Genomic DNA, 26,023 nt, shown 5'->3' on the forward strand with positions numbered 1-26,023 from the left:
GACCAGCAGGCCTGCTTGCGCCGGAACGCAGGACCCGAGCCCGCCGGTGTTCCGCAGCGGCCGCACCCAGTTCATCGTCGAGCGGCCGCGCCAAGCGCTGCCACCGTTGAAGCTGCAGGACATCAGCGGCAAGGACCTGACGCTCGCGCCCAAGCCCGGCCATGTCACGCTGGTCAATCTCTGGGCCAGCTGGTGCGCGGCGTGCAAGATCGATCTGCCGACGCTGGCCGGGCTGGAGCGGATGCGGATTCCCGCGCTCGACATCTGGACCATCTGCACCGACCGGCGCGACATCAAGAGCATCCGCCGCTATGCCGAGGCGATCGCGATGCCCCGCGCCTCCTTCGCCGATCCGCATGCGCAAGCGACCAATCCGGCCAATGCCGATGCCTCGATGTTCGCGACGCCGGCGATGCCAATCACCTATCTGATCGGCACGACAGGATTGATCGAAGGCTATGTCACCGGGGCCGCCGAATGGCTGTCCGAGCCGGGGCAGGCGCTGCTGCGCTATTATCTCGATCTGCCGGGCGCGTGAAAGTCAAAACCGGCGGCCATGCCGCCGGTTCGTCGTTCTCGTTGAAGGATACCTACTCTGCCGGTGCCGCATGCATATCAGCATGCGCCACGTAGCTCTCGGACGTGCCGAGCCGCCCCAGTGAGAACAGCCCACCTGCGACCACGGCATAGGCCAGCGCCACCGCCGGCGTGACGCCGAAGCCGCCGCCGATGCCGACCGCCTCGCCATGCATGAAGCCGAAATAGGTCATCACGGCACCGGCCAAGGCGAAGGCCGCAGCCTTGGTGAAGTCGCGCTCGATCACGAACACGCCGATCGCGCCGAGCACGAGGCCGGCGAGGATGGAGCCGCCGCCCATCACCTCCAAGCCGTGATACAGCACGCCCTGCTGCGGCAGCGCGGCAATCGCGGCGGTCTTGACCGCATCGACCTTGTCGGCCGCGAGGCCGCCGACGCTCTGCGCCGCCGTCACGGTGGAAGCCAGCATGGTGTCGATCTGCAGCTTGGCCCAGGCGGCGAGATGCGGCGTGAAGGCGAGCACGATTGCCGGCGCATGCTTGACCGGCGTGGTCTGGAACGCCTGCGCGCCGATCAGCATGCCGATATAGAGCAGGATCGGCGAGATCGCGACCACCGGCACCAGCGCCAGCAGCACCGAGATGATGCCGAGCCAGGACAGCACGATCACCATCAGGCCGGTCGCCGCCGAATAGCCGATGCGCCCGCCCATCGCCTTCCAGCCGGGATGGCCGATATAGACCGCGTTGATGAAGGGATTGCCCATCATGCAGCCGATCAGGCTGACGACGCCGTCGGCGGTCAGCACGCGCGTCGTCGGATATTCGTCGCCGGCGGCCTCCGCGCTCTCGACATTGTCCATGGCCTCGACGAGGTCGTAGATGCCGAACGGGATCGCGGTGACCAGGATGATGCCGAGATATTCGAAGCCGGAGAACACCGTGCCGAACGCCGGCAAAGGCACCGAGAAGCCGAAGCTCGCAAAGGCGTCACTGAGGCCCTTGACGCTGAGGTCGCCGAGACCCAGGCCGAACAGGGTCGAGCCCCAGGCGATGATCATGCCGACCGCGATCGCCACGAGCCCCGCAGGCAGCCCCTTCGGATATTTCACACCACCGAACCAGCTGACGAGGATGATCGCGAAGCAGACCAGCCCGATCTGCGGCGTCATGTACATTTCGAGCGCCGGCCGCATCGAGATGAAGGTGACGGAGACGCCGGCGAGCGTGCCGAGCAGCGCCGCGCGCGGCGTGATCTTGCGGATGTACGGCGCGACGAAGCCGCCGATCATCAGGATGAAGCTCTGGAAGAACACCCAGACGAGCCCGGCCGACCAGCCCTTCAGCGGATCGCCGGTCTTCAAGGCGATCGGCAGCATGATCACGAAGGTGACGATGAACATATGCGGGACGCTGACGCCGGACGGCAGCGCACAGACGTCGCTGCGCCCGGTCTTCTGCGCCAGCCGATAGGCGAGAAACGCGTAGTAGAAGGTCGACAGGCACATCATCAGGCCGAGCGCCGGCAGGATGCGGCCGAACACCAGACTGTCCGGCATCTTCAGCACGAAACGCAACAGCCCGGTGAGGACGAGCATGTTGACGAGGATATTGGTGCCGAAACCGAAGAACGCGTTCCAGTCTCCTGGTGTCCAGAGCACCGGCTTGAAATCCGCACTTGTCGAGCTTGCCGTCCCGCTTCCGCTCATCGCCTTGCTCCCCTGTTGAGTTGAACGCCTACATTTTCGAGCTCATCTCTCGCGACCCGTGTCTCTCTCGTATCTCTCTGTGGCTCAGCCGATCGCCCTCAGCACAGCCGCCGACTCCGCGACCCAGCCGAAGATGCCGCCCTGGGCCTTGATCATCTTCAGGCCCATCTCGTGGAATTCGGGGAAGTAGGAGGCGCAGCCATCGGAGAGGACGACGCAGCGATAGCCGCGGTCATTGGCCTCGCGCACGGTGGTGTTGACACAGACCTCGGTGGTGACGCCGCACACCAGCAGATTGGCGATGCCGTGATGCTTCAGCACCTCGTCCATCTCGGTGGCGTAGAACGCGCCCTTGCCCGGCTTGTCGATCACCACCTCGCCGTCGACAGGATACAGCGCGGGAATGATGTCGTGCCCGGCCTCGCCGCGAATGAGAATGCGCCCCATCGGTCCGGGATCGCCGATCCGCAAGGACGGCGCACCGCGTTCGATCTTGGCCGGCGGCGCATCGGACAGATCCGGCTCGTGGCCCTCGCGGGTGTGAATGACCAGCATGCCATGCGTACGTGCGGCGGCGAGGACCCTGGCGATCGGGTCCACGGCGCGGGCGAGCTGCGACACGTCATTGCCGAGGGTCTCGCCGAATCCGCCGGGCTCCATGAAGTCGCGCTGCATGTCGATAATGACGAGCGCGGTCCTCGACAGGTCGAGGGTGATCGGCTCGGGCTCGGCTGTGACCGTGGCGGTTGCCGCTGCAGATGAGTTCGCCATGTCGGCCGCTTGCCTCCGCGCGAGAATGTCTCGCAACCAGCGAAGCAAGCGCTATGCCATTGTGTACAATTGCCGGACGAGCACGACGGACTACGAAGTCATAACTCATTCAATGGGTTGAAACAGCCGCCTGGCGCTGCCCGATTGCTGGGCAGGTGCCACACTCGAGCGATCAGCTCATTTTGTAAGCGGCCATTGCATGCAACGGTCACCACTTTGCTGCTCCGTGAGCCAGGCGAAACACGCGTGGAGATCGTGGCGTGCTTGACGGCCTGCCTGCCTCGCACTGCTCCCTGGGGTTATGGGTCCCGGCATTCGCCGGGACGACAGCGATGTGTCCTTGGCTGCAGCTCAGCGTCTCACGCTCATCATGCCGCCGGCTGCCGCGACGCCGGCCTGCGCTCGACAGGATGAATGTCGATGCCGCGCAGCCGTCCCAGCCGCAGCACGTCCATCGCCACGGTGCGGCCGATGCGACCGCGGTCCAGCACACGGATCAGGTCGTCGACGCCGTTGATGTCGACACCGTCGAGCCTGATCACGACATCGCCCGGCAACAGCCCGGCACGCGCGGCCGGCCCGTCCGGCTCGATCTGCATCAACAACGCGCCCATCTTGTTCTCGACGCCGGCCAGCACAGCGTGGCGCCGCGGCACCGGCGCGGTCTGTCCGGAGACGCCGACATAGGCGCGGCGGACATAGCCGTGGCGGATGATCTCCGACAGCACGAATTGCGCAGTGTTGCTGGCGACCGCGAAGCAGATGCCCTGCGCACCCTGGATGATGGCGGTGTTGATGCCGATCACCTCGGCCGCCGACGACACCAGCGCCCCACCCGAATTGCCGGGGTTGAGCGCGGCATCGGTCTGGATCACGTCCTCGATCATCCGTCCCGAGACCGAGCGGATCGAGCGGCCCAGCGCCGAGACGACGCCTGCCGTCACGGTCGATTCGAAGCCGAGCGGATTGCCGATCGCGACCACGAGTTGGCCGCGCCGCAGGCTCTTGGAATTGCCGAGCGCGGCGTAACGCAGGTCGCGCGCATGGATGGCGCGCAGCAGCGCGAGGTCGGTGTCGGGATCGACACCGAGCACCTGGGCCTCGGTGACGACACCCTCGACATCGCGCAGCCGGATGCTCTTGGCGCCGCCGACCACATGGCTGTTGGTCAGCACCAGACCATCCGGCGAGATCACGATGCCGGAGCCGAGGCCGCCGCGCTCGCCACGGGAGCCGGCCTTCGGGCCGGTCTCGACGCGGACGACGGCCGGGCCGACGCGCTCGGTGACGTCTATGACGGCATTGGAATAGGCGTCGAGCAGCGCCCGATCATCGGCCGGGTCAGCACCAGACGCTTGCGCCGGCGCGTCGCCGGCGACATCGGAAGTGAAATCCAACATGGTGTAATTCCTTTGTAACACCAGATGGGTAGCAGGCCCCTCCGGCGCAAGGTGGCGGTCGGCGGTGCTGTTCCGCGGCCCTTGGCGAGACTCATGCGCGATGTGGTAGGAGTTCGACCGGGTATTTGACGCATTTAACTGCGGGAGGAAGCATGCGGCTGCGAGACCGGCTGTTGTCATTGTGCGGGGCGATCGTGATGGGAGCCGGCCTGGCGAACGCGTCGCTGGCCGCGACCGCCTCGGCCCGCAGCGGCGACACCCTCCAGCTCGGTGAGACCGTGTATCGACTGGACGGCATCGACGCGCCGGAGGTCGATCAGCTCTGCATCGACGACCACGCCGACCCCTGGAGCTGCGGTGTCGAGGCGCGCGAGCAGTTGACCAGACTGATCGCCGGCCGCGCGGTGCGCTGCGACGATCTCGGCCCGGATAAGCCGCTCAAGAGCCGCAGGATCGGCCTCTGCACCGTCGACGGCGACAAGCTCAGCCTCAACCAGCAGATGGCACGGGCCGGCTACGCGGTCAGCGCCGACCCGGCGATCAAATATCGCGCCAAGGACGATATCGCCAGCGCCAAGGAGGCGCTGCGCGGGATATGGAAGGGCTGTTTTGTCGCCCCGGGCGAGTTTCGCACCGACAAGAAGGACGGCGCCCTGCTCGGCGCGTCCTGCCGCAGCGATCGCGACCGTGAGATCCGTGACGTGCTGTTCCCGGACGCCCCGAGCGCACCGCCGGGCTGCAGCATCAAGGGCAAGTTCGCGGTGCGCGCCCGCGTCACCGGCAATATCGGCATCTATCATCTGCAGGGCTGCCCGAGCTATCCCGCGACCACCGAGCCCGACCGCTGGTTCTGCTCCGAGGACGACGCCCGCGCCTCCGGCTTCCGCCGCGCCTTCAACTGCCGGGCGCCGAAGAAGTGAAGGCGGCGGGCTGGCGCGCCGGAGTCATCCAGAGATTTCGTGCGGCCCCTGGATCGCTTCGCTTGCGCTCGCGATGACGGTCGTGGCGGGCACCGAACGCTCCACACCCACCGTCATCGCGAGCGCAGCGATCCAGGCGCCGCCAAGAACCGCTTAACGGCTGACACGCCAGATCGTGCCGTTGCCGTCCTCGGAGATCAGCAGGCTGCCGTCGCGCGCCACGGTGACGCCGACCGGCCGGCCCCACACCTCGCGGTCGTTGACGACGAAGCCGGTGACGAAATCCTCATATTCGCCGGTGGGCACGCCGTCCTTCAGCCTCACCCGGATCACCTTGTAACCGGTGCGCTTGGAGCGGTTCCAGGAGCCGTGCTCGGCGGCGAAGGCGTCGCCGCGATACTCCGGCGGGAACAGGGCCGCGTCATAGAAGGTGAGGCCGAGCGAGGCGGAATGCGCCTGCAGCAGCACGTCGGGAATCGTGACCTGCCCCTTCAGGTCAGGGCGCTCACCGGCGTGCCGCGGGTCCTCGTTGTCGCCGACATAGTACCAGGGCCAGCCATAGAACCCGCCCTCCTTCACCCGTGTGACATAATCCGGCACCAGATCGTCGCCGAGCCCGTCGCGCTCATTGGTGGAACACCAGGGCGTGCCCAATCCAGGCTGGATCGCCAGGCCGACGCAATTGCGGATGCCGGTGGCGAACAGGCTGCGGTTCTTGCCGTCGGGATCGAAGGCCAGCACGCCGGCACGTTCGGTCTCGGCGCCCCACGCGGCGCCCGGCGGATTCGCCTTGATCCAGGCGGCGAGGCCGCCATCCGGCTCGCCCAGAGCTTCGCCGACATTGCCGGCCGACCCGACCGAGACCAGCATGCGCTTGCCGTCCGGGGTGAAGACGAGATCGCGCGTCGAATGGCCATAGCCCGCGGGCAGGTCCGCGACGACGACCTGCATTACTCCCGCCGGCTTCATGTCGCCGGACCGATAGGGAAAGCGCAGCACGCGGTCGGTGCTCGCCACATAGACCCATTGCGGATCGACGCTCGGATAGAATGCGATGCCGAACGGATGGCCGAGCCGCTCGGCGAACATCTCACTTGACGCAACCTTGCTGCCGTCCTCGCTCGGACGCAGCACGCGGATGCGCCCTGCCCGGGTTTCGGCAACGAAAATGTCGCCATTGGGCGCGGTGCGGATGATGCGCGGGCCGCTCAGCCCGTCCGCGAACAGCGCGATCTTGAAGCCTTCGACGACCCTGGGCAGGACCGAGGCCGGCCGCTGCACCACGCGCGAGACATTGGCGGCGGATGCGGTGGCGCCGGGCTTCGGCAGATCCTCGGGACGGATCAACCGGATCGTGCCGGGCGCGTCGCCCTGCCAGCTGCCGAAGGCATCCCGGCCTTTCAGCACCGCCGGCTCGGCTGCCGCCGACGTCGCCGCCATCGCAGTGGCAGCCACCGCAACCGTCATTCTCGTCCAAATCGTCATGCAGTCCTCGCGCGTCGCCCGCGTCTCAAGCGGCCGGCACCCTACTCTGTTCCCGGCGAGAAGATTCCGTGTCGCGGCGATGTGACGCGATTACGACAGCGCGCCGAGCACGCCGCGCGTCGCCTGATCGATTTCCTCGACATAGCGGCGGCGCGCGAATGACTCGGTGAGGAAGCCGACCACCTTGCGGCTGTTCTCCGACTCCAGCACCGCGAGCACCTCGGCGCCAGAATCGTCGAAGATCTTCATCGCCGTCTTGACGTTCATTTCGGGCAAGAGCGCGACATCGAAATATTTGGCGAGCTCCACCACCTGGATGTCGTCCGCGATCGAATCCAGTTCGCCCGAGAACAGATCGGGCAGCGACACCAGCCCGCAATAATCGTCGCTGTTGTTGACGACCACGACCGCCTGGCGGGTGCCGAGCGCGAATTCGCGCCGGCAGGCGGCGATCGAGGTGGTGGTCGGCACCTTGCCGACGTCGGAGCGCATCAGCCGCTCAACGGTGAGATTGCGCAGCCAGCCGACATCATTGGCGCTGCGGATGGTCTCGCCGCGCAGATGCAGGCGCCAGGTCGAGAACGAGTGCCCGAACAGCACGCGCACGCACACCGAGGTCACGATGCAGGCGGCCAGCACCACGGCGGTGACATCGACGCTGCGCGTCATCTCCAGCACCAGGAAGGACATCGTCAGCGGCCCGCCGACAATGGCGACGCCGAGCGTCGCCATGCCCGTAAGCATCGCGACGAGGGGATCCAGCGCGACGCCCAGTCCGACCATCGCGAGCAGGCCTGCGAACAGCTTGCCGAGCAGGCTGCCGATGAACAGCGAGGCGAAGAACAGGCCGCCGCGGAAGCCCGACGCCAGCGAGATCAGGCAGGCCGCGAGCTTCAGCACGATGATGGTGGCGATCATGCCGACCGCCATCTCGCGATGCAGGTCGAGCAGCATCGCGCCGTGACCGGCCGCCAGCACCTGCGGCGTGACGATCGCCATCGCCCCGACGCAAACACCGCCGATCGCGGGACGCAACCACACCGGAATGCGGACGAACAGCCGCTCGACCGCCGGCGAGGCGCGCATCACCACGATGCCGATGCCGGCGACCAGGAGCGCGAGCACGAACAGCGCGATATATTGCTCGAAGCCGACCGCGCCGACCTTCTGGATCTCGAGCGAATACGGCGCGCCGGTGAGATATTGCGAGGTCAACGCCCCGGCCAGCGAGGCCGCCAGGATCGGCGCGGCGCTGGCCACCGAATAGACCCCGACGATCAGTTCACACGCATAGAACGCGCCGGTGATCGGCGCGCCGAAGGCCGCGGCGATGGCGGCGGCCGCGCCGCAGCCGACGATCAGACGGAGATCGTTGCGGCGAAGCGTGAGATATTGGCCGAGCAGCGAGGCGACGCCGGCACCGATCTGGGCATAGCCGGCCTCGAGGCCGACCGAGGCGCCGGAGCCGTTGGAGACCAGCGTCTGGCTGCTCACCACGATGCTGTCGCGCATCGACAGCCGGCCGCCGCGCAGGGCATTGGCCTCGACCGGGTCCACAGCGGCCGCAATCTTCCAGCGCCGCCGCAGCCATTCCATCCCGCCGAGGATGAGGCCCCCGCAAGCCGGCGCGATCAAAGCGGTGATGGGATTGACCCAGGCATTGGCGCTGAGCCGCACGTCGATCGGGATGCCGTAGATCAGCACATGGGCGACCTGCGCGATCAGGCTCATCACCGTCACGATCGCGCCGGTGGCAACGCCGATCACCAGCGCCAGCGGTATCAGATAGAACTCGTTGCTGCGCAGCAGCGCCCGCAGCCGCGTGACCACCCGGTTCGAAGCCTTGCGATCGATGATATGCGACAGCGTCGAGAGCACGAGAGCCATTTCTTCTAAGATGAGGCCTCTCGGTGGCAATAACCCGCCGCAAATTGCGGAACAAGCGCGAATTCCTTTCCAGTCGAAACGTGGTTGACTGGTCCGGAAAGTGGAACCGCCGCGGCCTGCAGCGAGCAGCGACTGCACCAACGCGATCGCGGCGGGAAAGTCGCAAAGCTCGCTTAGCCGTTTCCGGCGGGCTTCCGGGCCATCCGGTCGCCTGATCCTCGTGCCCCGAACGACGGCGCCCGCTGCGGGGATCCGCGGCGGGCGCAACGATAGGGATCAGGCGATAGACAAACGCCTCAGACGCGCTCGATGATGATCGCCGGCGCCATGCCGCCGGCCGCGCACATCGTGACCAGGCCGCGCTTGAGGTCGCGCCGCTCCAGCTCGTCGAGCAAGGTGCCGATCAGAATCGAGCCGGTGGCCCCGATCGGGTGCCCCAGCGCGATCGAACCGCCATTGACGTTGACCTTGGCGCGGTCGAGCTTGAGGTCGCGGATGTACTTCTCGGCAACGACCGCGAACGCCTCGTTGATCTCGAACAGGTCGATGTCGTCGAGCGTGAGCCCGGCCTTGGCCAGCACCTTGCGCGTCGCCGGCACCGGCGCGTTCAGCATCAAGGTCGGATCGTCGCCCATATTGGCCATCGCCACCACGCGCGCGCGGGGCTTGAGCCCATGGGCCTTGGCATAGGATGGCGAGGCCAGCAGCAGCGCGGCGGCGCCGTCGACCACGCCCGACGAATTGCCGGCGTGATGCATGAACTCGATCTCGAGGCCGGGATAGCGCTGCAGGATCAGGCCGCGATAGGTCGTGCCCTTGTCGTCGAGCGCGTAATCGGCGACCGCCGGAAACGCCGGCTTCAGCCCGGCCAGCGCCTCGGCAGTGGTCTGCGGCCGCGGATATTCCTCATGGTCGAGCGCGAGGCTGCCGTCATCGCGGTGCACCGGCACCAGGCTCTTCTTGAAGTGCCCGCCGGCGATCGCGGCCGCCGCGCGCTTCTGGCTCTCCAGCCCAAGCGCATCGACATCGGCGCGGGTGATGCCTTCCATGGTCGCGATGGCGTCGGCGCACACGCCTTGATGCGACTGCGGATGCAGCGCGCGCAGATGCAGATTGCCGGCATCCATCATCAGCGGGCCCTCGCCACGCCGTCCTTCCATCGACATCATCTCGCAGCCGCCGGCAACGACGAGCTCCTCTTGGCCCGCCATGATCGAGGCGGCCGCGATGTTGACACTGGTGATGCCGGAACCGCAGAAGCGGTCGAGCGTGACGCCGGAGGCGCGGATGTCATAGCCGGCATCGAGCGCCGACATGCGGCCGAGATCGCCGCTCTGCGGGCCGCGCTGTGAGGAGCAGCCCCAGATGATGTCGTCGACATCAGCGGTGTTGATGCCGGTGCGATCCGCCAAGGCGCGCAGCACCGTGGCGCCGAGATGCTGCGGATGCAGCCCGGCCAGCGCCCCCTTGCCGGCCTTGCCGATGCCGCGCGGGGTTCTGCAGGCGTCGATGATGAGCGCGTCGACCATGGTGTTTCCTCTGCCCGTTGTTGTTATCAGGTCGGCCGTCAGGCCGCAGCGCCGCGCCACCAAGACCGCCTTTGCTGTCGCATAGCATTCCGTCGGCGGTGTCCACAACGGCACTTCGAGCTGTCATCGCATGACCAGAACGCACGGCATAGTGTTGACGTCACTCGCCTTTCCGTCACGCGAACAATTCACCGGAGCGCCGTGATGGACTGCCCTTCTCACATGCGCGTTGAAGACCATCCTGCCTTGGCCACTCGTCTTGCAGCGCACTTCGAACCACCGCATCCGCAACATCGCCGCGCAGGCCCCAGCGCATTGTCCAATCAAGCGAACTGACCGTTCACCCAAGGCTTCTTGTAAAGCCTGGACGAGTGCAGGATCGTGGCATGCCAGTGGCGAACCGGGATCAGGATCGCGCCAGGCCAAGCGCAACACGGACGCCACAGGCGCCGGATCGGGAGGACGTCATGATCACGATGTCACGCCGCCAACTCATGGCAGGGGCCGCGGGCCTGTCGCTGGCCCCCCTCTGCCGCGTGCCGGCGATTGCGGCAGATGCGGCCAGGTCCGACAGCAAGGACGTCACGAAGACCCTCGCCCGCTATCTCGTCAGCGCCCGCTACGAGGACCTGCCGGAGAACGTCCGCAAGGAAGGCGTCCGTACGCTCCTGAACTATGTCGGCGTGGCCATCGGCGGGTCGCACCATGAGACTGTGGACATCGCGGTCTCGGCGCTCACGCCGTTCTCCGGCCCGCCGCAGGCCGGGCTGTTCGGTCGCGCCGAGCGGCTCGACATCATGAACGCGGCCTTCATCAATGGCGTCTCCAGCCACATCTTCGATTACGACGACACCCACCTGAAGACGATCATTCATCCCGGCGGGCCCGTGATCTCGGCCATTCTCGCGCTTGCGGAGTTGAAGCCGGTCAATGGCCGCGATTTCCTGAATGCGCTCGTGCTCGGCGTCGAGACCGAATGCCGGATCGGTAACGCAGTCTATCCCAATCATTACGACGTCGGCTGGCACATCACCGGGACCGCCGGCGTGTTCGGCGCGGCGGCCGCCGCGGGCCGGCTGATGGGCCTGAGCGAACAGCAGATGATGTGGGCGCTCGGACTCGCCGCGTCGCAGCCGGTGGGCCTGCGGGAATCCTTCGGCTCGATGAACAAGAGCTTCAATCCCGGCCGCGCCGCCGCCGACGGCCTGTTCGCGGCGATCCTCGCGTCGAAGAACTACACCAGCTCCGATGGGATGATCGAGGCCAAGCGCGGCTGGGCCAACACGATCAGCACCAAGCAGGATTACCGCGAGATCACCGGCGAGCTCGGCCAGCGCTACGAGGCCGCGCTCAACACTTATAAGCCGTTCGCCTGCGGGATCGTGCTGCATCCGGCGATCGATGACGCGATCCAGCTGCGCAACGAGAACAACCTCACCGCGGCGCAGGTCAAGTCGATCGACATGAAGGTCAATCCGCTGGTGCTCGAACTGACCGGCAAGAAGACTCCGAAGGAAGGGCTGGAGGGCAAGTTCAGCGTCTACCACGCGGTCGCGGTGGCCTTGATCGAAGGCGCCGGGGGCGAGAAGCAGTTTTCCGACCGCGCGGTGCGCGATGGCGCGATCATCGAGCTGCGCGGCAAGGTCAACCCGGTGATCGATCCGACGATCAAGCCGGAACAGGTCGAGATGTCGGTCACGCTCACCGATGGCCGCGTGCTGACCAAGCGGATTGAGCATGCGATCGGCAGCCTGGAGCGGCCGATGAGCAATGCCGATCTCGAGCGCAAGTTCAAGGATCTCGCCGAGGGCATCATTCCCCCGCAGCAGATCGCGACCGTGATGGAGCGCTGCTGGAATGTCGAAACCCTGGCCAGCGCCGGCGACATCGTCGCGGCCGGCCGCAAGCCGGCCTGAGCGGATCGGCTGCCCGCCGCTTCCGGCGATGAGACATGCTGTGACCCGGCAGGTGATGCTGCCGGTCACGACGGCCATTTGAAGGAGACCCACGATGCGACGACGAGATCTGCTGGCCACCATGGCGGGACTGGGAACGGCGACCGCGCTCGGCGCAGCCCCGGCGAGCCTGCGGGCTGATGAGACCAAGATCCCCAGCATTCCCGGCCCGGATCCGGCGACCAAGACGCCGAGCTTCAAGGCGCCGCCAGGCAGCGTCGACACCCACACCCACATTTTCGGCCCGGCATCGACGTACCCGTTCTCGCCCACCCGCCCCTACACCCCGCCGGAGGCGCCGCTGGAGATGTTTCGGGCGCTTCATGCCAAGATCGGGATCGAGCGCGCCGTCATTGTCAACGCCACCGTCCATGGCACCGACAACCGCGTCGTCACCGACGCAATTGCGCAGAGCAACGGCAGGTACAAAGGCGTCGCCAACATCAATGCCGCGATGTCCGACGCCGACCTCGCAGCGCTCGGCAAGGCCGGTATCTGCGCCTGCCGGTTCGCCTTCCTGCGCCGGCTCGGCGGGGTCGGCGACATGACGGTGTTCCGCACCCTGGTGGAGCGCGTCGCGGCCATCGGCTGGCATGTCGACATCTACCTCGAGGCCGGCACGATCCAGGAATTCGTGCCGGTCCTGAAGGCGCTCCCCGTCACCTATGTGATCGACCACATGGGCACGATCAGCGCCGCCAAGGGCATCGACGATGCCGAGTTCAAGGCGCTGCTCGACCTGCAGGCCAGCGACGAGAAGTGCTGGGTCAAGATCACCGGTCCCGAGCGCGCTTCGGCCTCCGGGCCGCCGTTCCACGACGCGGTCCCGTTCGCCCGGAAGCTGATCGACAATGCGCCCGACCGCGTCATCTGGGGCACCGACTGGCCGCATCCGAACGTCAAGATCATGCCCAATGACGGTGATCTGGTCGATCTGATCCCGCTCTACGCCCCGGACCCTGCGATCCAGCAGAAGCTGCTTGTCAGCAATCCCGAACGGCTGTTCAAGTTCGCCGCGAAGAGCTGAATCACCAGCACCTGCTCAAGGCCAACCGACAGGACCGATCATGACCACCACGACGCTGACTGCCGACAGCAAGGCGGGCTCCCGCCGCGCCTGGTGGAAGGAGCTGTGGGTCCAGGTCATGGTCGCGATGGCCGCAGGCATCCTGCTCGGCGCCGTGAAGCCGGATCTCGGCGCCCAGATGCAGCCGCTGGGCGACGCCTTCATCAAGGCGATCCGGATGCTGATCGCGCCGATCATCTTCTGCACCGTGGTCAACGGCATCGCCCACATGGCCGACATGGCCAAGGTCGGCCGTGTCGCGATCAAGGCGCTGGTCTATTTCGAGGTGATCACGACCTTGGCGCTGATCATCGGTCTCGCCGCCGTCAACCTGTTCCAGCCCGGCGCGGGCATGAACATCGACCCGGCGACCATCAACTCCGCCACCATCGAGCCCTATGTCAAGCAGACCGCGGCGGTGGGCCTGGTGCCGTTCCTGCTCAACATCATCCCGCAGACCTTCGTCGGCGCCTTCGCCGAGGGCAACATCCTGCAGGTGCTGTTCATCTCGGTGATGTGCGGCTTCGCGCTGATCTGGCTCGGCGACCGCGCCAAGCTCGTGACCGACGTGATCGAGGTCGCCGGGCAGATGATCTTCGGCGTGGTCAGAATTGTGATGTGGGCAGCGCCGCTCGGTGCCTTCGGGGCGATCGCCTTCACCGTCGGCAAGTTCGGCTTGGGCTCCCTCGCCAAGCTCGGCCTGCTGCTCGGCAGCTTCTACGTGACCTGCCTGATCTTCATCGCCGCGGTGCTCGGCCCGATCGCCGCCCTCACCGGCTTCAGCCTGTGGAAGCTGATCCGCTACATCCGCGACGAGGTTCTGGTCTGCATCGCGACCACCTCGTCAGAGACCGTGCTGCCGCGCATGCTGGAGAAGCTGGAAGCTGCCGGCTGCGAGCGCAGTATCGTCGGCCTCGTCATTCCGACAGGTTATTCCTTCAACCTCGACGGCACCTGCCTCTACCTCGCCACCGCCGCCGTCTTCCTGGCGCAGGCCACCAACACCCAGCTCGACATCGGCCACCAGATCGGGCTGCTGCTGATCCTGCTGGTGACCTCGAAGGGCGCGGCGGGAATCGCCGGCGCGGCCTTCGTCGTGCTGGCGGCAACGCTTGCGGCCACCGGCACGATTCCCGTGGCCAGCGTCGCGCTGGTGCTCGGCATCCATCGGCTGATGTCGCAAGGGCTCACGCCGACCAACCTGATCGGCAATGCGGTGGCGACCATCGTCATCGCGCGATGGGAGAATGCGTTGGACGCCGCGCGCCTGAAACAGGTGCTCGACGGCGACAACAGCGCATCTGTTGCAAATTGAAATCATTGGAGCAGGTGCAAACTCCCCTTCGCCGCAATGATGCTGATCAAATCGTCCATGACCTAAAATTAATAGTTCTGTTCTTCCGTTCGACCGGCGCGCTCCGCTACTGACATCGGCACGGCGAGCGAGTCACGTTGCATCGTCGCCGGACAAGAAACGATCAGAAACAATTCCGGAGTGAACGTCCGCGGGCAACGATCTCGTCGCAACACGTCGCATGCGTGACGATCATTCGGAGACGGTCATGAACAAGCAGCTGCTGCTCAAACTCCACCGCTGGATCAGCCTGGTCTTCGCCCTGCCCTTGCTGGTGATCATCGTGACGGGGTTGATTCTCTCCTTCGAACCGGTGACGCAGGTTGCGGCGGTCAAGCCCGGCGGCATCGATGCCGCACGCGTGGTCGCGCTGGTCAAGCAATATGATCCCGACGGCAGGGCGCGCGGCCTGTCGATCAACCCGGCGGCGCAGCACGTCACGCTGCTCGGCCGTCCGGGCACAGAGATCGATCTCGCGAGCGGCGCCGTGACAGACCGGCCAGCCCTGGCGAGCATCTTCCAATGGGCGCGGATGACCCATGAGCACCTGATCGGCATCCCCGGTCTCACCCTGATCTCCACCATCGCGATGGTCACGGTCATGGTCTTCGGCATCCTGATGGGGCTGCCGCGGCTGCGCAACACGCTGTCCGGCTGGCACAAGGGCGCGGCCTGGTTCACGCTGCCCTTGATCCTGCTCAGCCCGTTGACCGGGATCTGCCTCGAGCTTGGCCTGACCTTCGCGGGCAGCGCGCCAGCACCGGCGTCCGCTAGCTTGTCGCTGGCTGACGCCATCAGCGTCGTCGCCCGAGATCATGATCTTGCGCAGGTGAATTCCATCGGCAATCGCGGCGGACGGCTGATGGCGCGAATCATCGAGGGCGACGAGTTGCGCGCCTATGCGATCACGCCCGACGGTCTCTCCGCGCTGCCGCGCAACTGGCCCCGCCTGCTCCACGAGGGCAATTGGTCGCTGATCGGCAGCCTGGCCAACGTGCTGATTTCGGTCGTGCTGCTGGCATTGCTGGTCACGGGCGTGCTGATCTGGACGCAGCGCCGGCTGCGACGGCCGAACCGGACCCGAGCGTTTCCGGCAAAGCCCGTCGTGGCGACGTCCCAGAGTTCCTGATGCTCAGGGACGCCGGGGCGCTGGCGTGCGCGCGCGCTTCGACGCCGTCTTCGTCACCGGCCTCGCCTGTCTCGTTGGTCCCACCTTGCGGCGGCCATAGGCGGCGATGAACACCTTGATCCCACCTTCGAGCTGGGCGCGCGACTCCGCCGCGCTCGGCGCCTGCAGCGACAGCGCCCATGTCAATGGCAACCGGCCCTGGATCAGCATGAGAAACTGCGTTGCGGCCAGCCTGACATTGGAGACATCGATCAATCCCTCGGTCTTTGCCGCGCGCAGAAAAGCCGCGACCTCGGCGTCGCATCGGTCAGGCCCCGCCCGCATGAAGGCTTCGGCGATCGCCGGATAGCGCGAGGCGCAGGACATGATCAGCCGGTGCATCGCCAGCGCTTCACCGTCCAGGAACATCGACAGGAATCGGCGCGCGATCTCACGCAGATCAGGTTCGAGATCGATCGCCCGATCATGCGGAATCCACAACGGAGCGCGCCGGCGTTCGCAATCTTCCTCGACAAGCGCGAGGAGCAATGCATCCTTGTCGGTGAAATGAGCATAGAGCGTTGCCTTCGACACTCCAGCATGGCGCGCGATCGCATCGACGCTGGTGGTATCGAAGCCGCTCTCCAGAAATAGCGTCCGCGCGCTGTCGAGGATCTGCGTATGCTTTCGTTCTGTACGGCTGGCGTCCGTAACAACGCGGGATAGATCTGAATTCGAAGAGGATGTCATCCTCCCTCCTAGCATCAACGTGACTTGACTCAAGCATGACATGCACAGCATGTTCCCTCAACGAGAACTAAACGGTTTAGTTTTATGACAAATGATGTCCGAATGTTTCCGGCGGCGCGACGGATTCTCTCGAGACGCGGCAAGGCGGCGACGCCGCTCGGCCTCGTCGGCTGCAGCGTGCTGCTCGCGTCCTGCGCTGTCGGGCCGGACTTCATGCCACCGGACGCGCCACCCGCGACCGGCTACACGTCCGAGCGCCGGCTCGCTCCGACCGGAAGTGCCGCGACACCGGGCGGCAATGCGCAAGGTTTTGCCTTCGGGAGCGACTTGCCAGGCACCTGGTGGGCGCTGTTTCATTCCCGGCAGATCAACGCCTTTGTCGAGGAGGCGATTCGTAACCATCCGGACATTGAAGCTGCGCAATATGCGCTGCGGGCCGCGCGCGAGAATGCGCTGTCGCAGCAGGGATCGCTGTTTCCACAGGTGAGCGCGAGCGGATCGGCCGAGCGCACGCAGGCCTCGACCACGCAGTCCGGACAATGGCCGGGCCAGACCTCGCTCTACACACTCTACGGTGCGTCCGTCAGCGTCAGCTATGCGCTCGATATGTGGGGCGGCACGCGCCGCCAGGTCGAAGCACTGCAGGCGCAGGCCGACTACCAGGCGTTCAAGATGGAGGCGACCTATCTCTCGCTGACCGCCAATGTCGTGACCGCTGCGATCACCGATGCCTCGCTGCGCGATCAGATCGCCGCGACCGAGGAGATCATCAAGGCGGAGACCGATCAGCTCGAACGGATCCAGCGCCAGTTCGACGTCGGCGCCATCTCCAAATCGGACGTGCTGTCGCAAGAGGCAACGCTGGCGCAGGCCAAGGCGACGCTCGCCCCGCTGCAGAAGCAGCTGGCGCAGCAGCGCAATCAACTGATGGCCTATCTCGGCCGGCTGCCGCATCAGGATCGCGGCGAGCATGTCAGCCTCGCCGAGCTCCGGCTGCCGCGCAAGCTGCCGGTCTCACTGCCCTCCTCTCTGGTCCGCCAGCGGCCCGACATCCGCCAGGCCGAGGCGACCTTGCATCAGGCCACCGCGACGGTCGGCGTCGGCATCGCCAATCTGCTGCCGCAGGTCACGCTGTCTGGCAGCTATGGCGCGAGCGGACCGGAGCGGCTGTTCTCGCCGACGACGCTGGTGTGGGATGCCGCCGCGAGCGTCAGCCAGAAGCTGATCGACGGCGGCGCGCTCTACCACACCAAGGAGGCCGACGTCGCGGCGTTCGAGCAGGACCTGTCGCTCTACAAGAGTACGGTCATCACGGCGTTCCAGAACGTCGCCGACTCCTTGCGCGCCATCCAGTACGACGCCGAGGCCCTGAAGGCGCAGGCCGCCGCCGAGAAGGCGACCGCCGACAGCCTCAACATGGCGATCGAGCAGTTCAAGAGCGGCGCCGTGCCCTATGCCAACGTCATCAACGCGCAGCAATCCTATCTGAACGCGCGCGTTTCCCGCATCAAGTCGCAGGCCACGCGCTTCACCGACACGGCAGCGCTGTTCCAGGCGCTCGGCGGCGGCTGGTGGCATCGCCAGGATGAGACACCAGCGTCGCTGCCCCGCGCCAATCCCGGCTATTTCGCCGGCCCCAATCGGACGACCCAGGAAGCAATGTAATGAAGAAGCGCATGACCATCATGCTGGCCGCCATGGCTGTTCTGTTCGGCGGCCTCTACGGCTTTCAGACCTTCAAGGGCATCATGATCGCAAAGGCGATCGGCGCCATGGCGAACCCGCCGCAGACGGTCTCGACGGTCACCGCGGAGACCGCGCCCTGGCGCACCAATCTCACCGCGGTCGGCTCGCTGCGTGCCGTCAACGGTGCCGACCTGGCGCTGCAGGTCGCCGGCATCGTGCAGAGCATCCAGTTCAATTCCGGCGACAGCGTCGAGGCGGGCCAGCCGCTGCTGCAGCTGGTCGCCACCGACGACGTCGCCAAGCTGCAATCGCTGCAGGCGACGGCCGAGAACTACGCCATCGTGGTCAAGCGCGACGAGGAGCAGATCAAGTTCAACGCCGTCAGCCAGGCGACGCTCGACAGCGACCGCGCCAATCTGAAGAACGCCCAGGCGCTGGTCACCCAGCAGAAGGCGATCGTCGAGCAGAAGACGCTGAAGGCGCCGTTTGCCGGCCGGCTTGGCATCCGCGCCGTCGATCTCGGCCAGTATCTCAGTGCCGGCACCACGATCGTGACGCTGCAGAGTCTCGATCCGATCTTCATCGATTTCTATTTGCCGCAACAGTCGCTCGCGGAGATCCGGATCGGCCAGGATGTCGGCATCGCCGTCGATGCCTTTCCGGGCGAGCGCTTCACCGGCCAGATCTCGGCGATCAACGCCAAGGTCGATTCCACCAGCCGCAACGTCCAGGTCCGCGCCACCTTGCGCAACAATCAGGCCCGGCTGCTGCCGGGCATGTTCGCCAAAGTCGAGATCGCGACCGGCAACCCCGAGCAGCTGGTCAATGTGCCGCTGACGGCGGTCGTCAGCAATCCCTATGGCGATCTCGTCTACATCGTCGACGATCTCAAGGACGGCCAGGGCAAGGCACGCCAGATGTTCATCAAGAGCAGGCCGGCCAAGGGCGACCGTGTCGCCATCACCGACGGCGTCAAGCCAGGCGAGACCGTGGTGATCGCGGGCCAGCTCAAGCTGCGCAATGGCAGCCTGGTGAAGATCGACAATTCGCACGTTCCGGTGGCCGAGGCCGCGCCGAACATCGTCGACCAGTAAGCCCCGCGCCCTCGTTCAGAGAACTTCCATGCGTTTCACAGACATCTTCATCCGCCGGCCGGTACTGGCGCTCGTGGTCAGCGCCCTGATCCTCGTCCTCGGCCTGCGCTCGATGACGACGCTCTCGATCCTGCAATATCCGCGGACGCAGAACGCGATCGTCACGGTGAGCACCGCCTATGCCGGCGCCGATTCCGACATCATCGCGGGCTTCATCACGACACCGCTCGAGAATGCGATCGCCCAGGCCAACGGCATCGACTACATGACCTCGACCAGCGTCACCGGCAGCAGCACCATCACGGTGAACCTGCGGCTCAACTATGATTCCGGCAAGGCGATGACCGAGATCAACGCCAAGGTGAACTCGGTTTTGAATCAGCTGCCGACGGGCACGCAGCAACCGACCTTGACGCTCAAGGTGGGCCAGACCATCGATGCGATGTATATTGGCTTTGCCAGCGACGTGCTCGCGCCCAACCAGATCACGGACTATCTGACCCGCGTGGTGCAGCCGAAGCTGCAGGCGGTCTCGGGCGTGCAGACCGCCGAGCTGATCGGCGCCAAGAAGTTCGCGCTCCGCGCCTGGCTCGATCCCGACAAGCTCGCCGCCTATGGCCTGACCGCCACGGACGTGTCGACCGCGTTGTCCGGCAATGACTACATCTCCGGTCTCGGCACGACCAAGGGCCGGCTGGTGCAGGTCGACCTCGCCGCGGCAACCAACCTGCATTCGCTGGAGCAATATCGCAACCTGGTCGTGAAGCAGGTGAACGGCGCCATCATCCGCCTGCGTGACGTCGCCAGCGTCACCCTCGGCAATGACGACTACGACACGGCGACACGCTTCAACGGCAAGACCGCGGTCTATATCGGCATTCAGGTGGCGCCGACGGCCAATCTGCTCGACGTGATCAATGGCGTGAAGGCCGTCTTCCCGGATCTGCAGCAGCAGCTGCCCAACGGCATCCGCAGCGAGATCATCTACGATTCCACGGACTTCGTGAACTCCTCGATCGACGAGGTCGAGCATACCCTGGCGGAGGCGATCGGGATCGTCATCGTCGTCGTGTTCATGTTCCTGGGCTCGTGGCGCTCGGTCCTGATCCCGGTCATCGCCATTCCCTTGTCGCTGATCGGCACCTTCGGCCTGATGCTCTTGATGGGCTTTTCCATCAACCTGCTCACTTTGCTGGCCCTGGTGCTCGCTATCGGCCTCGTCGTCGACGACGCCATCATCGTCGTCGAGGCCGTGCATCGGCTGATCGACGAGGGTGTGTCGCCGGTCGAGGCGGCAATCCAGTCGGCGCGGGCCCTGGCGAGCCCGATCATCGCGATGACGGTGGTGCTGATCGCGGTCTATGTGCCCGTCGGCTTCCAGGGCGGCCTCACCGGCGCGCTGTTCACCGAGTTCGCCTTTACCCTCGCCGGCGCGGTCACCGTCTCGGCGGTGATCGCGCTGACCTTATCGCCGATGAACTGCGCCTGGCTGCTGCGGCGGACCGAGCGCGGTTCGACCACGCTGGAGGCTCGGCTCGTGCGTGCGATCGACCACGTGCTGGAGCGGCTCGCGCATGCCTATCGCCGCTGCCTAGAAAGCGTGTTCTCGACCAAGCCTGTCGTCGTGGTGTTCGCCGTTCTGCTGCTCGCGATGATCCCCTGGCTCTATGTCAGCTCCACCAGCGAGCTCGCACCGGACGAAGATCAGGGCGTGGTGCTGTCGCTGACCAACTCGGCCCCCTCGGCCACGCTGGAGCAACGCCAGTTTTATGCGCAGCAAATGCATGACCTGATCGCGGATCGGCCGGAGACACGCACGGTGTTCCAGATCGACGCCTCCACGCAGGTGATCGGCGGCTGGGTGCTGAAGCCCTGGGATCAGCGCAAGGCAACGACGAAGACCCTGCAGCCTGAATTCCAGCAGATGCTGAATGGCATTGCCGGCGCGCGCTCGGTCGCCTTCCAGCCGTCGCCGCTGCCGGGCAGCAACGGCCTGCCGATCCAGTTCGTGATCGGCAGTACCGGCACCTTCAACGAGCTCAATGACGTGTCGCGCGATCTCATGAGCAAGGCACTCGCCAGCGGCAAGTTCATCTTCCTCGACAGCGACCTCAAGATCGACAAGCCGCAGACCACCGTCGTGTTCGACCGCGACAAGGCCGCCGATCTCGGCCTCAAGATGAGCGATCTCGGCGGCGCGCTCGCCACCATGCTGGGCGGCAATTATCTCGACTATTTCAGCCTCGAGGGCCGCTCCTACAAGGTGATCCCCCAAGTGAGACAGAACGACCGCCTGACCGACGCGCAGCTCCTGGATTATTCGATCCGCGCCGGCAGCAGCACCATGGTGCCGCTGGCGACGGTCGCGCATCTCGAGCACAAGACCATCCCGGAGTCGCTCAACCACTTCCAGCAGATCAACGCCGCGACCATCTCCGGCGTCGCGATGCCAGGTGTCGCGATGGGAGATGCGCTGGCGACGCTGAAGGAGCTCGGGAAGTCGCTGCCATCCGGCTATTCGATCGATTATGGCGGCGCCTCGCGGCAGCTCGAACAGGAATCCGGCGGCTTCGTCACCACCTTCGTCTTCGCGCTGATCATCATCTTCCTGGCGCTCGCCGCCCTCTTCAACAGCTTCGTCGATCCCATCATCATCCTGGTCTCGGTGCCGATGTCGCTGGCCGGCGCGCTGATCTTCATCAGCCTCGGCATCGGCGGCGCCAGCATCAACATCTACACCCAGGTCGGCCTGGTCACCCTGATGGGCCTCGTCAGCAAGCACGGCATCCTGATGGTGGAGGTCGCCAACGAGCAGCGCGAGCAGGGCAAGGACCGCACCGAGGCGATCATCGAAGCCGCGACGATCCGGCTGCGGCCGATCCTGATGACGACGGCGGCGATGGTGCTCGGCGTGATCCCACTGATCACCGCGAGCGGCGCCGGCGCGGTGTCGCGCTTCAACATGGGCCTGGTCATCGCAACCGGCCTCTCCATCGGCACCCTGTTCACGCTGTTCGTGGTCCCCGTTGCCTACGCGCTGATTGCCCATCGCGGCACGGCGATCGAGGCAACGGCGCACAGCAAGGAGGCGCCTGCCGCGGCCTCATGATAAAAAATCGAATCTTATCAGATACTTGATATCAGTCTCGCCAGCCGCAAGTCGGCGAATTGACAAACGATACACAATCTCGATATATCGTTCGTTAGAAACGGAGATCATATCGTATGAGACATCATTGGAAATTCGGCCGCGCGGGTTTTGACGACGACCGTGAGGTCCGCGGCTGGGGCCATCGCGGCCATCGCCTCGGCCAGCATCGTTCTGACGAAAGCTGCGAAGAGGTTCGTCTTGCCGGCCGTGGCCCGGGCTTCGGCCGCCACCGCGGACCGGGCCTGTTCGAAGGCGACGGCCGCCGCGGCGGTCGCGACGAGTTCGGGCGGGGCGGCGGAGGTCGCTTCTTCGGCCCCGGCGACCTGCGCAGCCTGCTGCTGTGGCTGATCGGCGAGAAACCACGCCATGGCTATGAGCTGATCAAGGCGGTCGAGCAGCTGGTCGGCGGCGCCTACTCGCCGAGCCCCGGCTCGGTCTACCCGATCCTCAGCCTGCTCGAGGACATGGGTCAGATCGAAGCGGCGTCGGCCGAGGGCGGCAAGAAGCTGTTCGCGATCACCGACGCCGGACGCCAGGCACTGAAGGACGATGCAGCCGCGATCGAGGGCCTGCTCAGCCGGATGCGCATCATGGCGCGCACGATGGGCGGCATGCGGCCGCCGGAGCCGGTGCTGCAGGCCGTGCAGACGCTGAAGATGGCGCTCAAGATGCACCGCTCCGGCTGGAGCGATGCGGAAACGAAGCGCGTCAGCGACATTCTCACCCGCGCCATCGCCGAGATCCAGGGCGATGACGAGGGCACCGCAACCTGAACAACACCCCTTGCACAAGGAGGCAACAGATGCCCCACGCCTACGCCATCGAAGTGAGCGACATCACCCCAAGTGCGGACGGCAGCGCCGGGCCCAGCTACGACTTCACCTTCACCAGCCATGACGATCTCAACGAGATCGTCGCGCGCGTCCAGCGCCGCGGCTTGTTCGACCAGAACGAGAGCAAGGCGTTCGTCACCGGGCTGAAGCTGCTCGGCGGCGTGATGCTGAACCATCGCGGCGAACCGCTGTTCGCCGAGTTCGGCCCGGCGTTCAAGGAGTTCATGAAGAAGTTGAAGTCGGGCGCCAAGACTCAGGAGGTGCAGGCGTAGCACTGGACGTTGAAGACGGCCCCCATTGGTGGGGCGCCGTCTCGTCACACACTCCCCTGTCGTCCCGGCCTTGAGCCGGGACCCATAACCACCGGCCGTGACGAGGCAGGCCGCTGGCAGCAACGTCCCGCGATAGGATCCGCGGTATGGGTCCCCGCGTTCGCGGGGACGACAGTTGTGGTTGTCGCAAGCGGTGAGCAATAGCAAGCCGCCCGCGTGAGCCGATAGAGTACCGCGGCCGCTACACCGGCTCCAGCACCATCAATCCCGTCGCCGTGTTGGAGATCGGGATGTGATAGTTGGAATGCTCCTTGCGCACCTTCTGCGGCAGGGCGCCGCGCGCGACCATCCAGTTCAGGAGCTCGACGCCCTGCGTGCCCGACAGCTCGACCAGCTCGGTGGTCGAGTACTTCGTCGCCCAGGCGGGATCGTCGACCATGCTGGCCATGAACTTCTCATCGAAGTCCTTGTTGATGAAGCCGGCGCGCTCGCCGTCGAGCTGGTGCGACAGGCCGCCGGTGCCCATGACGACCACCCGCTCGTCCTTCGGCCAGGATTCGATGGCGCACGCCAGCGCCTGGCCGAGCTTGTAGCAGCGGGCGGCCGAGGGCAGCGGCGCCTGCACGGTGTTGACGACCACCGGCACCACGCGCACCGGCCATTTCTGGTCCGGCCAGCACAGCGCCATCGGCAAGGTGAAGGCGTGATCGACCACCATCTCCTGGCAGGTGGTGAGGTCGAAATCCTCCTTCACCAGATGCTCGATCAGGTGCCAGGACAATTCGCTATCGCCCTTGAACGGCGCGGTCTGCGGAATGCCCCAGCCCTCGTCGGCATTGCTGTAGCTGTCGCAGGCGCCGACCGCGAAGGTCGGCATCTTGTCGAGGAAGAAATTGAGCCCGTGGTCGTTATAGACCAGCACAACGACATCCGGCTTCACCTTGGCGAGCCACTCGCGCACATGCGGGAAGCCGTCGAAGAACGGCTTCCAATAGGGATCCTGCTGCAGCCCCTTGGCGATCGCGCCGCCGATGGCCGGAACGTGGGAGGTCGTGATTGCGCCGACGATCTTTGCCATGATGATTACCCCTTGGCCGCCAGAAGCTTGGCCTTGAACTGATCCTTGGTGAGCCCGGTCTGCTGCGCGCCGATATCCTGCATGTCCAGGCCGAAGATGCCGGCGAACTTGGCGAGGTAATAGGCGTTGCCGCCGGCTTCGATCAGTTCCAGCACGTTGCGGTGCTTGATCGCCGCGCGCTGCTGCGCGTTGAGGCCGAACTTGGCGCAATAGGCGTCTTCGTCGGCGACAAAGGCCTTGCGATTGGCAGCGTCATTGAACGAGTAGCACATCTTGTTGAGCGCGTAGCCTTTGCGGGCCTGCTCGCCGTCGAAGATGGTGGTGCCGGGCACGGGCTGCCGGGCTGACGTGGCGGACATCTTGACCTCCCCTGTGATGTTTCGGCGGGCCGCGTTTGATCTGGATCAAAGGCGGCCAGCGTCGTGCCGCCAGTATCGCGCTCCGACAGCATCAATAAAGGCCGCGCGCCCGATCCGATCCATGAGCCAATTCGATCATTTGGACCTCGACGGCCGCCTGCTGCAGCTGCTGCTCGCCGTCATCGAAGAAGGCTCGGTGACGCGCGCGGCGCAGCGGCTTGGCGTGACGCAATCGGCGGTCAGCCACCTGCTCGACAAGCTGCGGGTGATCACCGGCGATCCGCTGTTCGTCAAATCCGGACGGGGCATCGTGCCGACAGCGCATGCGCAATTGCTGGCGCTGCGGGCGCGGGCTCTGCTCGACGATCTCCGCAGCTTCTCGCATGCCGCGGCGTTCGATCCGGCGCAGGTCTCGGCGCAGGTGACGATCGCCGCCAACGACCTGCAGCGCGACCTGCTGCTGCCGTCCCTGCTCCGCTACACCCGCGCGCAGGCGCCAGGCCTGAGCCTGCGCGTCATTCCCTCCGGCGCCCCCACGCCGGACATGCTGCGCGAGGAACATTGTCAGCTGATCATCACCCCCCGCCCACCCGAGGGCAGCGACATCCTGCAGAAGCGGTTGTTCGAGGACAGCTACCGCGTGTTCTACGATTCCAGCCAGCGCGAGCCGCCGCAATCCCTCGAGGACTATCTGGCGAGCGACCACGTCACGGTGCTGTATGAGCCGCGGCGTCGGCTCGACATTGACGAGGTGTTTGCCGAGCGGGGCATTGTCCGACGCTTCGTTGCACAAGTGCCGGGCTTCGGCGGCGTCGGTCCGTTCCTGCGCGGCAGCCGCATGATCGCGACGCTGCCGAGCCTGCTGCGCGCCTATATGCTACGCGGCCTGGCGGTGGCACCGGTACCGGTCCCCTGCCCGCCCATGCCGATGTACATGGTCTGGCATCTGCGCCACCACGACGATCCGATGCACCGCTGGCTGCGCCAGCAGCTCGAGATCGTGGTCGCGCCGAGCCTGGCCGCTGCCGCCGAATACATGCCGGTGACGGTGTGACCGGCGGCAGTGCGATCCACCGGTC

General features: G+C 65.8%; 21 protein-coding genes. 12 read left to right on the forward strand and 9 right to left on the reverse strand.

Annotated features, from left to right (window positions below; genetic code table 11):
- The first annotated feature begins 46 nt into the window (after positions 1-46).
- A complete protein-coding gene (locus ACVIJ6_RS36400) occupies positions 47-538 on the forward strand; it encodes a TlpA family protein disulfide reductase (RefSeq protein ID WP_456777165.1) in 492 nt (163 codons plus the stop codon).
- Between the two features lie 52 nt (positions 539-590).
- Here the strand turns inward: ACVIJ6_RS36400 and ACVIJ6_RS36405 are convergent, their stop codons facing one another.
- The 3 genes from ACVIJ6_RS36405 to ACVIJ6_RS36415 form a co-directional block, all read right to left on the reverse strand.
- On the reverse strand, positions 591-2,246 hold the full coding sequence (locus tag ACVIJ6_RS36405; protein WP_456776697.1) for a regulator: 1,656 nt from the start codon (positions 2,244-2,246) through the stop codon (positions 591-593).
- An 84-nt stretch (positions 2,247-2,330) separates the two neighbouring features.
- Positions 2,331-3,017, reverse strand: coding sequence for a cysteine hydrolase family protein (locus tag ACVIJ6_RS36410; RefSeq protein WP_456776698.1), 687 nt, complete (start codon positions 3,015-3,017; stop codon positions 2,331-2,333).
- A 368-nt stretch (positions 3,018-3,385) separates the two neighbouring features.
- Complete coding sequence (locus ACVIJ6_RS36415; RefSeq protein ID WP_456776699.1) at positions 3,386-4,417, reverse strand: S1C family serine protease; 1,032 nt, start codon at positions 4,415-4,417, stop codon at positions 3,386-3,388.
- A 197-nt stretch (positions 4,418-4,614) separates the two neighbouring features.
- On the opposite strand from ACVIJ6_RS36415, the gene ACVIJ6_RS36420 reads away from it, so the two are divergent.
- Positions 4,615-5,337 (forward strand): thermonuclease family protein, encoded by a 723-nt coding sequence (locus tag ACVIJ6_RS36420; protein ID WP_456777166.1) that lies wholly within the window; start codon positions 4,615-4,617, stop codon positions 5,335-5,337.
- 153 nt (positions 5,338-5,490) lie between these two features.
- Here ACVIJ6_RS36420 and ACVIJ6_RS36425 read toward each other — a convergent pair whose 3' ends face one another.
- From ACVIJ6_RS36425 to ACVIJ6_RS36435, 3 genes are all read right to left on the reverse strand, one after another.
- Positions 5,491-6,822 carry a PQQ-dependent sugar dehydrogenase gene (locus ACVIJ6_RS36425; RefSeq protein ID WP_456776700.1) on the reverse strand — a complete coding sequence of 444 codons (1,332 nt, stop codon included), beginning with the start codon at positions 6,820-6,822 and terminating at the stop codon, positions 5,491-5,493.
- Between the two features lie 90 nt (positions 6,823-6,912).
- A complete protein-coding gene (locus ACVIJ6_RS36430) occupies positions 6,913-8,709 on the reverse strand; it encodes a chloride channel protein (RefSeq protein WP_456776701.1) in 1,797 nt (598 codons plus the stop codon).
- Positions 8,710-9,005: 296 nt separating this feature from the next.
- Complete coding sequence (locus tag ACVIJ6_RS36435) at positions 9,006-10,238, reverse strand: acetyl-CoA C-acetyltransferase (RefSeq protein ID WP_456776702.1); 1,233 nt, start codon at positions 10,236-10,238, stop codon at positions 9,006-9,008.
- Between the two features lie 467 nt (positions 10,239-10,705).
- Here ACVIJ6_RS36435 and ACVIJ6_RS36440 point away from each other — a divergent pair, with 467 nt between their 5' ends.
- The 4 genes from ACVIJ6_RS36440 (at position 10,706) to ACVIJ6_RS36455 (ending at position 15,742) form a co-directional block, all read left to right on the forward strand.
- On the forward strand, positions 10,706-12,154 hold the full coding sequence (locus ACVIJ6_RS36440) for an MmgE/PrpD family protein (RefSeq protein ID WP_456776703.1): 1,449 nt from the start codon (positions 10,706-10,708) through the stop codon (positions 12,152-12,154).
- A 94-nt stretch (positions 12,155-12,248) separates the two neighbouring features.
- Positions 12,249-13,220: an amidohydrolase family protein gene (locus ACVIJ6_RS36445; protein WP_456776704.1), complete on the forward strand. Its 972-nt coding sequence runs from the start codon at positions 12,249-12,251 to the stop codon at positions 13,218-13,220.
- 40 nt (positions 13,221-13,260) lie between these two features.
- Entirely contained in the window at positions 13,261-14,574 is a 1,314-nt protein-coding gene (gene dctA / locus ACVIJ6_RS36450) for a C4-dicarboxylate transporter DctA (protein WP_456776705.1), read from the forward strand.
- Between the two features lie 247 nt (positions 14,575-14,821).
- The gene (locus ACVIJ6_RS36455; protein ID WP_456776706.1) at positions 14,822-15,742 is read left to right on the forward strand and encodes a PepSY domain-containing protein; all 921 of its coding nucleotides are present in this window, start codon (positions 14,822-14,824) and stop codon (positions 15,740-15,742) included.
- A gap of 3 nt (positions 15,743-15,745) precedes the next feature.
- Here ACVIJ6_RS36455 and ACVIJ6_RS36460 read toward each other — a convergent pair whose 3' ends face one another.
- Positions 15,746-16,471 carry a TetR/AcrR family transcriptional regulator gene (locus tag ACVIJ6_RS36460; RefSeq protein ID WP_456776707.1) on the reverse strand — a complete coding sequence of 242 codons (726 nt, stop codon included), beginning with the start codon at positions 16,469-16,471 and terminating at the stop codon, positions 15,746-15,748.
- A 102-nt stretch (positions 16,472-16,573) separates the two neighbouring features.
- Between ACVIJ6_RS36460 and ACVIJ6_RS36465 the strand changes: the two genes are divergently transcribed.
- The 5 genes from ACVIJ6_RS36465 to ACVIJ6_RS36485 all read left to right on the forward strand — a co-directional run bounded on the left by ACVIJ6_RS36465 (position 16,574) and on the right by ACVIJ6_RS36485 (position 23,507).
- Positions 16,574-18,136 carry an efflux transporter outer membrane subunit gene (locus ACVIJ6_RS36465; protein ID WP_456776708.1) on the forward strand — a complete coding sequence of 521 codons (1,563 nt, stop codon included), beginning with the start codon at positions 16,574-16,576 and terminating at the stop codon, positions 18,134-18,136.
- Positions 18,136-19,251, forward strand: a complete 1,116-nt coding sequence (locus ACVIJ6_RS36470; protein WP_456776709.1) for an efflux RND transporter periplasmic adaptor subunit — start codon at positions 18,136-18,138, stop codon at positions 19,249-19,251. Before ACVIJ6_RS36465 ends, ACVIJ6_RS36470 begins: the two co-directional genes overlap by 1 nt.
- 28 nt (positions 19,252-19,279) lie before the next feature.
- The gene (locus ACVIJ6_RS36475) at positions 19,280-22,360 is read left to right on the forward strand and encodes an efflux RND transporter permease subunit (RefSeq protein WP_456776710.1); all 3,081 of its coding nucleotides are present in this window, start codon (positions 19,280-19,282) and stop codon (positions 22,358-22,360) included.
- Between the two features lie 116 nt (positions 22,361-22,476).
- Entirely contained in the window at positions 22,477-23,175 is a 699-nt protein-coding gene (locus ACVIJ6_RS36480) for a PadR family transcriptional regulator (RefSeq protein WP_456776711.1), read from the forward strand.
- Positions 23,176-23,204: 29 nt separating this feature from the next.
- Positions 23,205-23,507, forward strand: a complete 303-nt coding sequence (locus tag ACVIJ6_RS36485; protein WP_456776712.1) for a DUF3861 domain-containing protein — start codon at positions 23,205-23,207, stop codon at positions 23,505-23,507.
- A 241-nt stretch (positions 23,508-23,748) separates the two neighbouring features.
- On the opposite strand, the gene ACVIJ6_RS36490 is transcribed toward ACVIJ6_RS36485, so the two are convergent.
- Positions 23,749-24,585, reverse strand: a complete 837-nt coding sequence (locus tag ACVIJ6_RS36490) for a class III extradiol dioxygenase family protein (RefSeq protein ID WP_456776713.1) — start codon at positions 24,583-24,585, stop codon at positions 23,749-23,751.
- A 5-nt stretch (positions 24,586-24,590) separates the two neighbouring features.
- A complete protein-coding gene (locus tag ACVIJ6_RS36495) occupies positions 24,591-24,944 on the reverse strand; it encodes a protocatechuate 4,5-dioxygenase subunit alpha (RefSeq protein WP_456776714.1) in 354 nt (117 codons plus the stop codon).
- 121 nt (positions 24,945-25,065) lie between these two features.
- On the opposite strand from ACVIJ6_RS36495, the gene ACVIJ6_RS36500 reads away from it, so the two are divergent.
- On the forward strand, positions 25,066-25,998 hold the full coding sequence (locus ACVIJ6_RS36500) for a LysR family transcriptional regulator (protein WP_456776715.1): 933 nt from the start codon (positions 25,066-25,068) through the stop codon (positions 25,996-25,998).
- The last annotated feature ends 25 nt before the right edge of the window (positions 25,999-26,023 follow it).

The organism is Bradyrhizobium sp. USDA 4369, assembly GCF_054056435.1.

Coding starts and splice junctions, on each gene's coding strand:
- ACVIJ6_RS36405 (WP_456776697.1), bottom strand. CDS start 2,246: ATGAGCGGAAGCGGGACGGCAAGCTCGACAAGTGCGGATTTCAAGCCG.
- ACVIJ6_RS36410 (WP_456776698.1), bottom strand. CDS start 3,017: ATGGCGAACTCATCTGCAGCGGCAACCGCCACGGTCACAGCCGAGCCC.
- ACVIJ6_RS36415 (WP_456776699.1), bottom strand. CDS start 4,417: ATGTTGGATTTCACTTCCGATGTCGCCGGCGACGCGCCGGCGCAAGCG.
- ACVIJ6_RS36420 (WP_456777166.1), top strand. CDS start 4,615: ATGGGAGCCGGCCTGGCGAACGCGTCGCTGGCCGCGACCGCCTCGGCC.
- ACVIJ6_RS36425 (WP_456776700.1), bottom strand. CDS start 6,822: ATGACGATTTGGACGAGAATGACGGTTGCGGTGGCTGCCACTGCGATG.
- ACVIJ6_RS36430 (WP_456776701.1), bottom strand. CDS start 8,709: ATGGCTCTCGTGCTCTCGACGCTGTCGCATATCATCGATCGCAAGGCT.
- ACVIJ6_RS36435 (WP_456776702.1), bottom strand. CDS start 10,238: ATGGTCGACGCGCTCATCATCGACGCCTGCAGAACCCCGCGCGGCATC.
- ACVIJ6_RS36440 (WP_456776703.1), top strand. CDS start 10,706: ATGATCACGATGTCACGCCGCCAACTCATGGCAGGGGCCGCGGGCCTG.
- ACVIJ6_RS36445 (WP_456776704.1), top strand. CDS start 12,249: ATGCGACGACGAGATCTGCTGGCCACCATGGCGGGACTGGGAACGGCG.
- dctA (WP_456776705.1), top strand. CDS start 13,261: ATGACCACCACGACGCTGACTGCCGACAGCAAGGCGGGCTCCCGCCGC.
- ACVIJ6_RS36455 (WP_456776706.1), top strand. CDS start 14,822: ATGAACAAGCAGCTGCTGCTCAAACTCCACCGCTGGATCAGCCTGGTC.
- ACVIJ6_RS36460 (WP_456776707.1), bottom strand. CDS start 16,471: ATGACATCCTCTTCGAATTCAGATCTATCCCGCGTTGTTACGGACGCC.
- ACVIJ6_RS36465 (WP_456776708.1), top strand. CDS start 16,574: ATGTTTCCGGCGGCGCGACGGATTCTCTCGAGACGCGGCAAGGCGGCG.
- ACVIJ6_RS36470 (WP_456776709.1), top strand. CDS start 18,136: ATGAAGAAGCGCATGACCATCATGCTGGCCGCCATGGCTGTTCTGTTC.
- ACVIJ6_RS36475 (WP_456776710.1), top strand. CDS start 19,280: ATGCGTTTCACAGACATCTTCATCCGCCGGCCGGTACTGGCGCTCGTG.
- ACVIJ6_RS36480 (WP_456776711.1), top strand. CDS start 22,477: ATGAGACATCATTGGAAATTCGGCCGCGCGGGTTTTGACGACGACCGT.
- ACVIJ6_RS36485 (WP_456776712.1), top strand. CDS start 23,205: ATGCCCCACGCCTACGCCATCGAAGTGAGCGACATCACCCCAAGTGCG.
- ACVIJ6_RS36490 (WP_456776713.1), bottom strand. CDS start 24,585: ATGGCAAAGATCGTCGGCGCAATCACGACCTCCCACGTTCCGGCCATC.
- ACVIJ6_RS36495 (WP_456776714.1), bottom strand. CDS start 24,944: ATGTCCGCCACGTCAGCCCGGCAGCCCGTGCCCGGCACCACCATCTTC.
- ACVIJ6_RS36500 (WP_456776715.1), top strand. CDS start 25,066: ATGAGCCAATTCGATCATTTGGACCTCGACGGCCGCCTGCTGCAGCTG.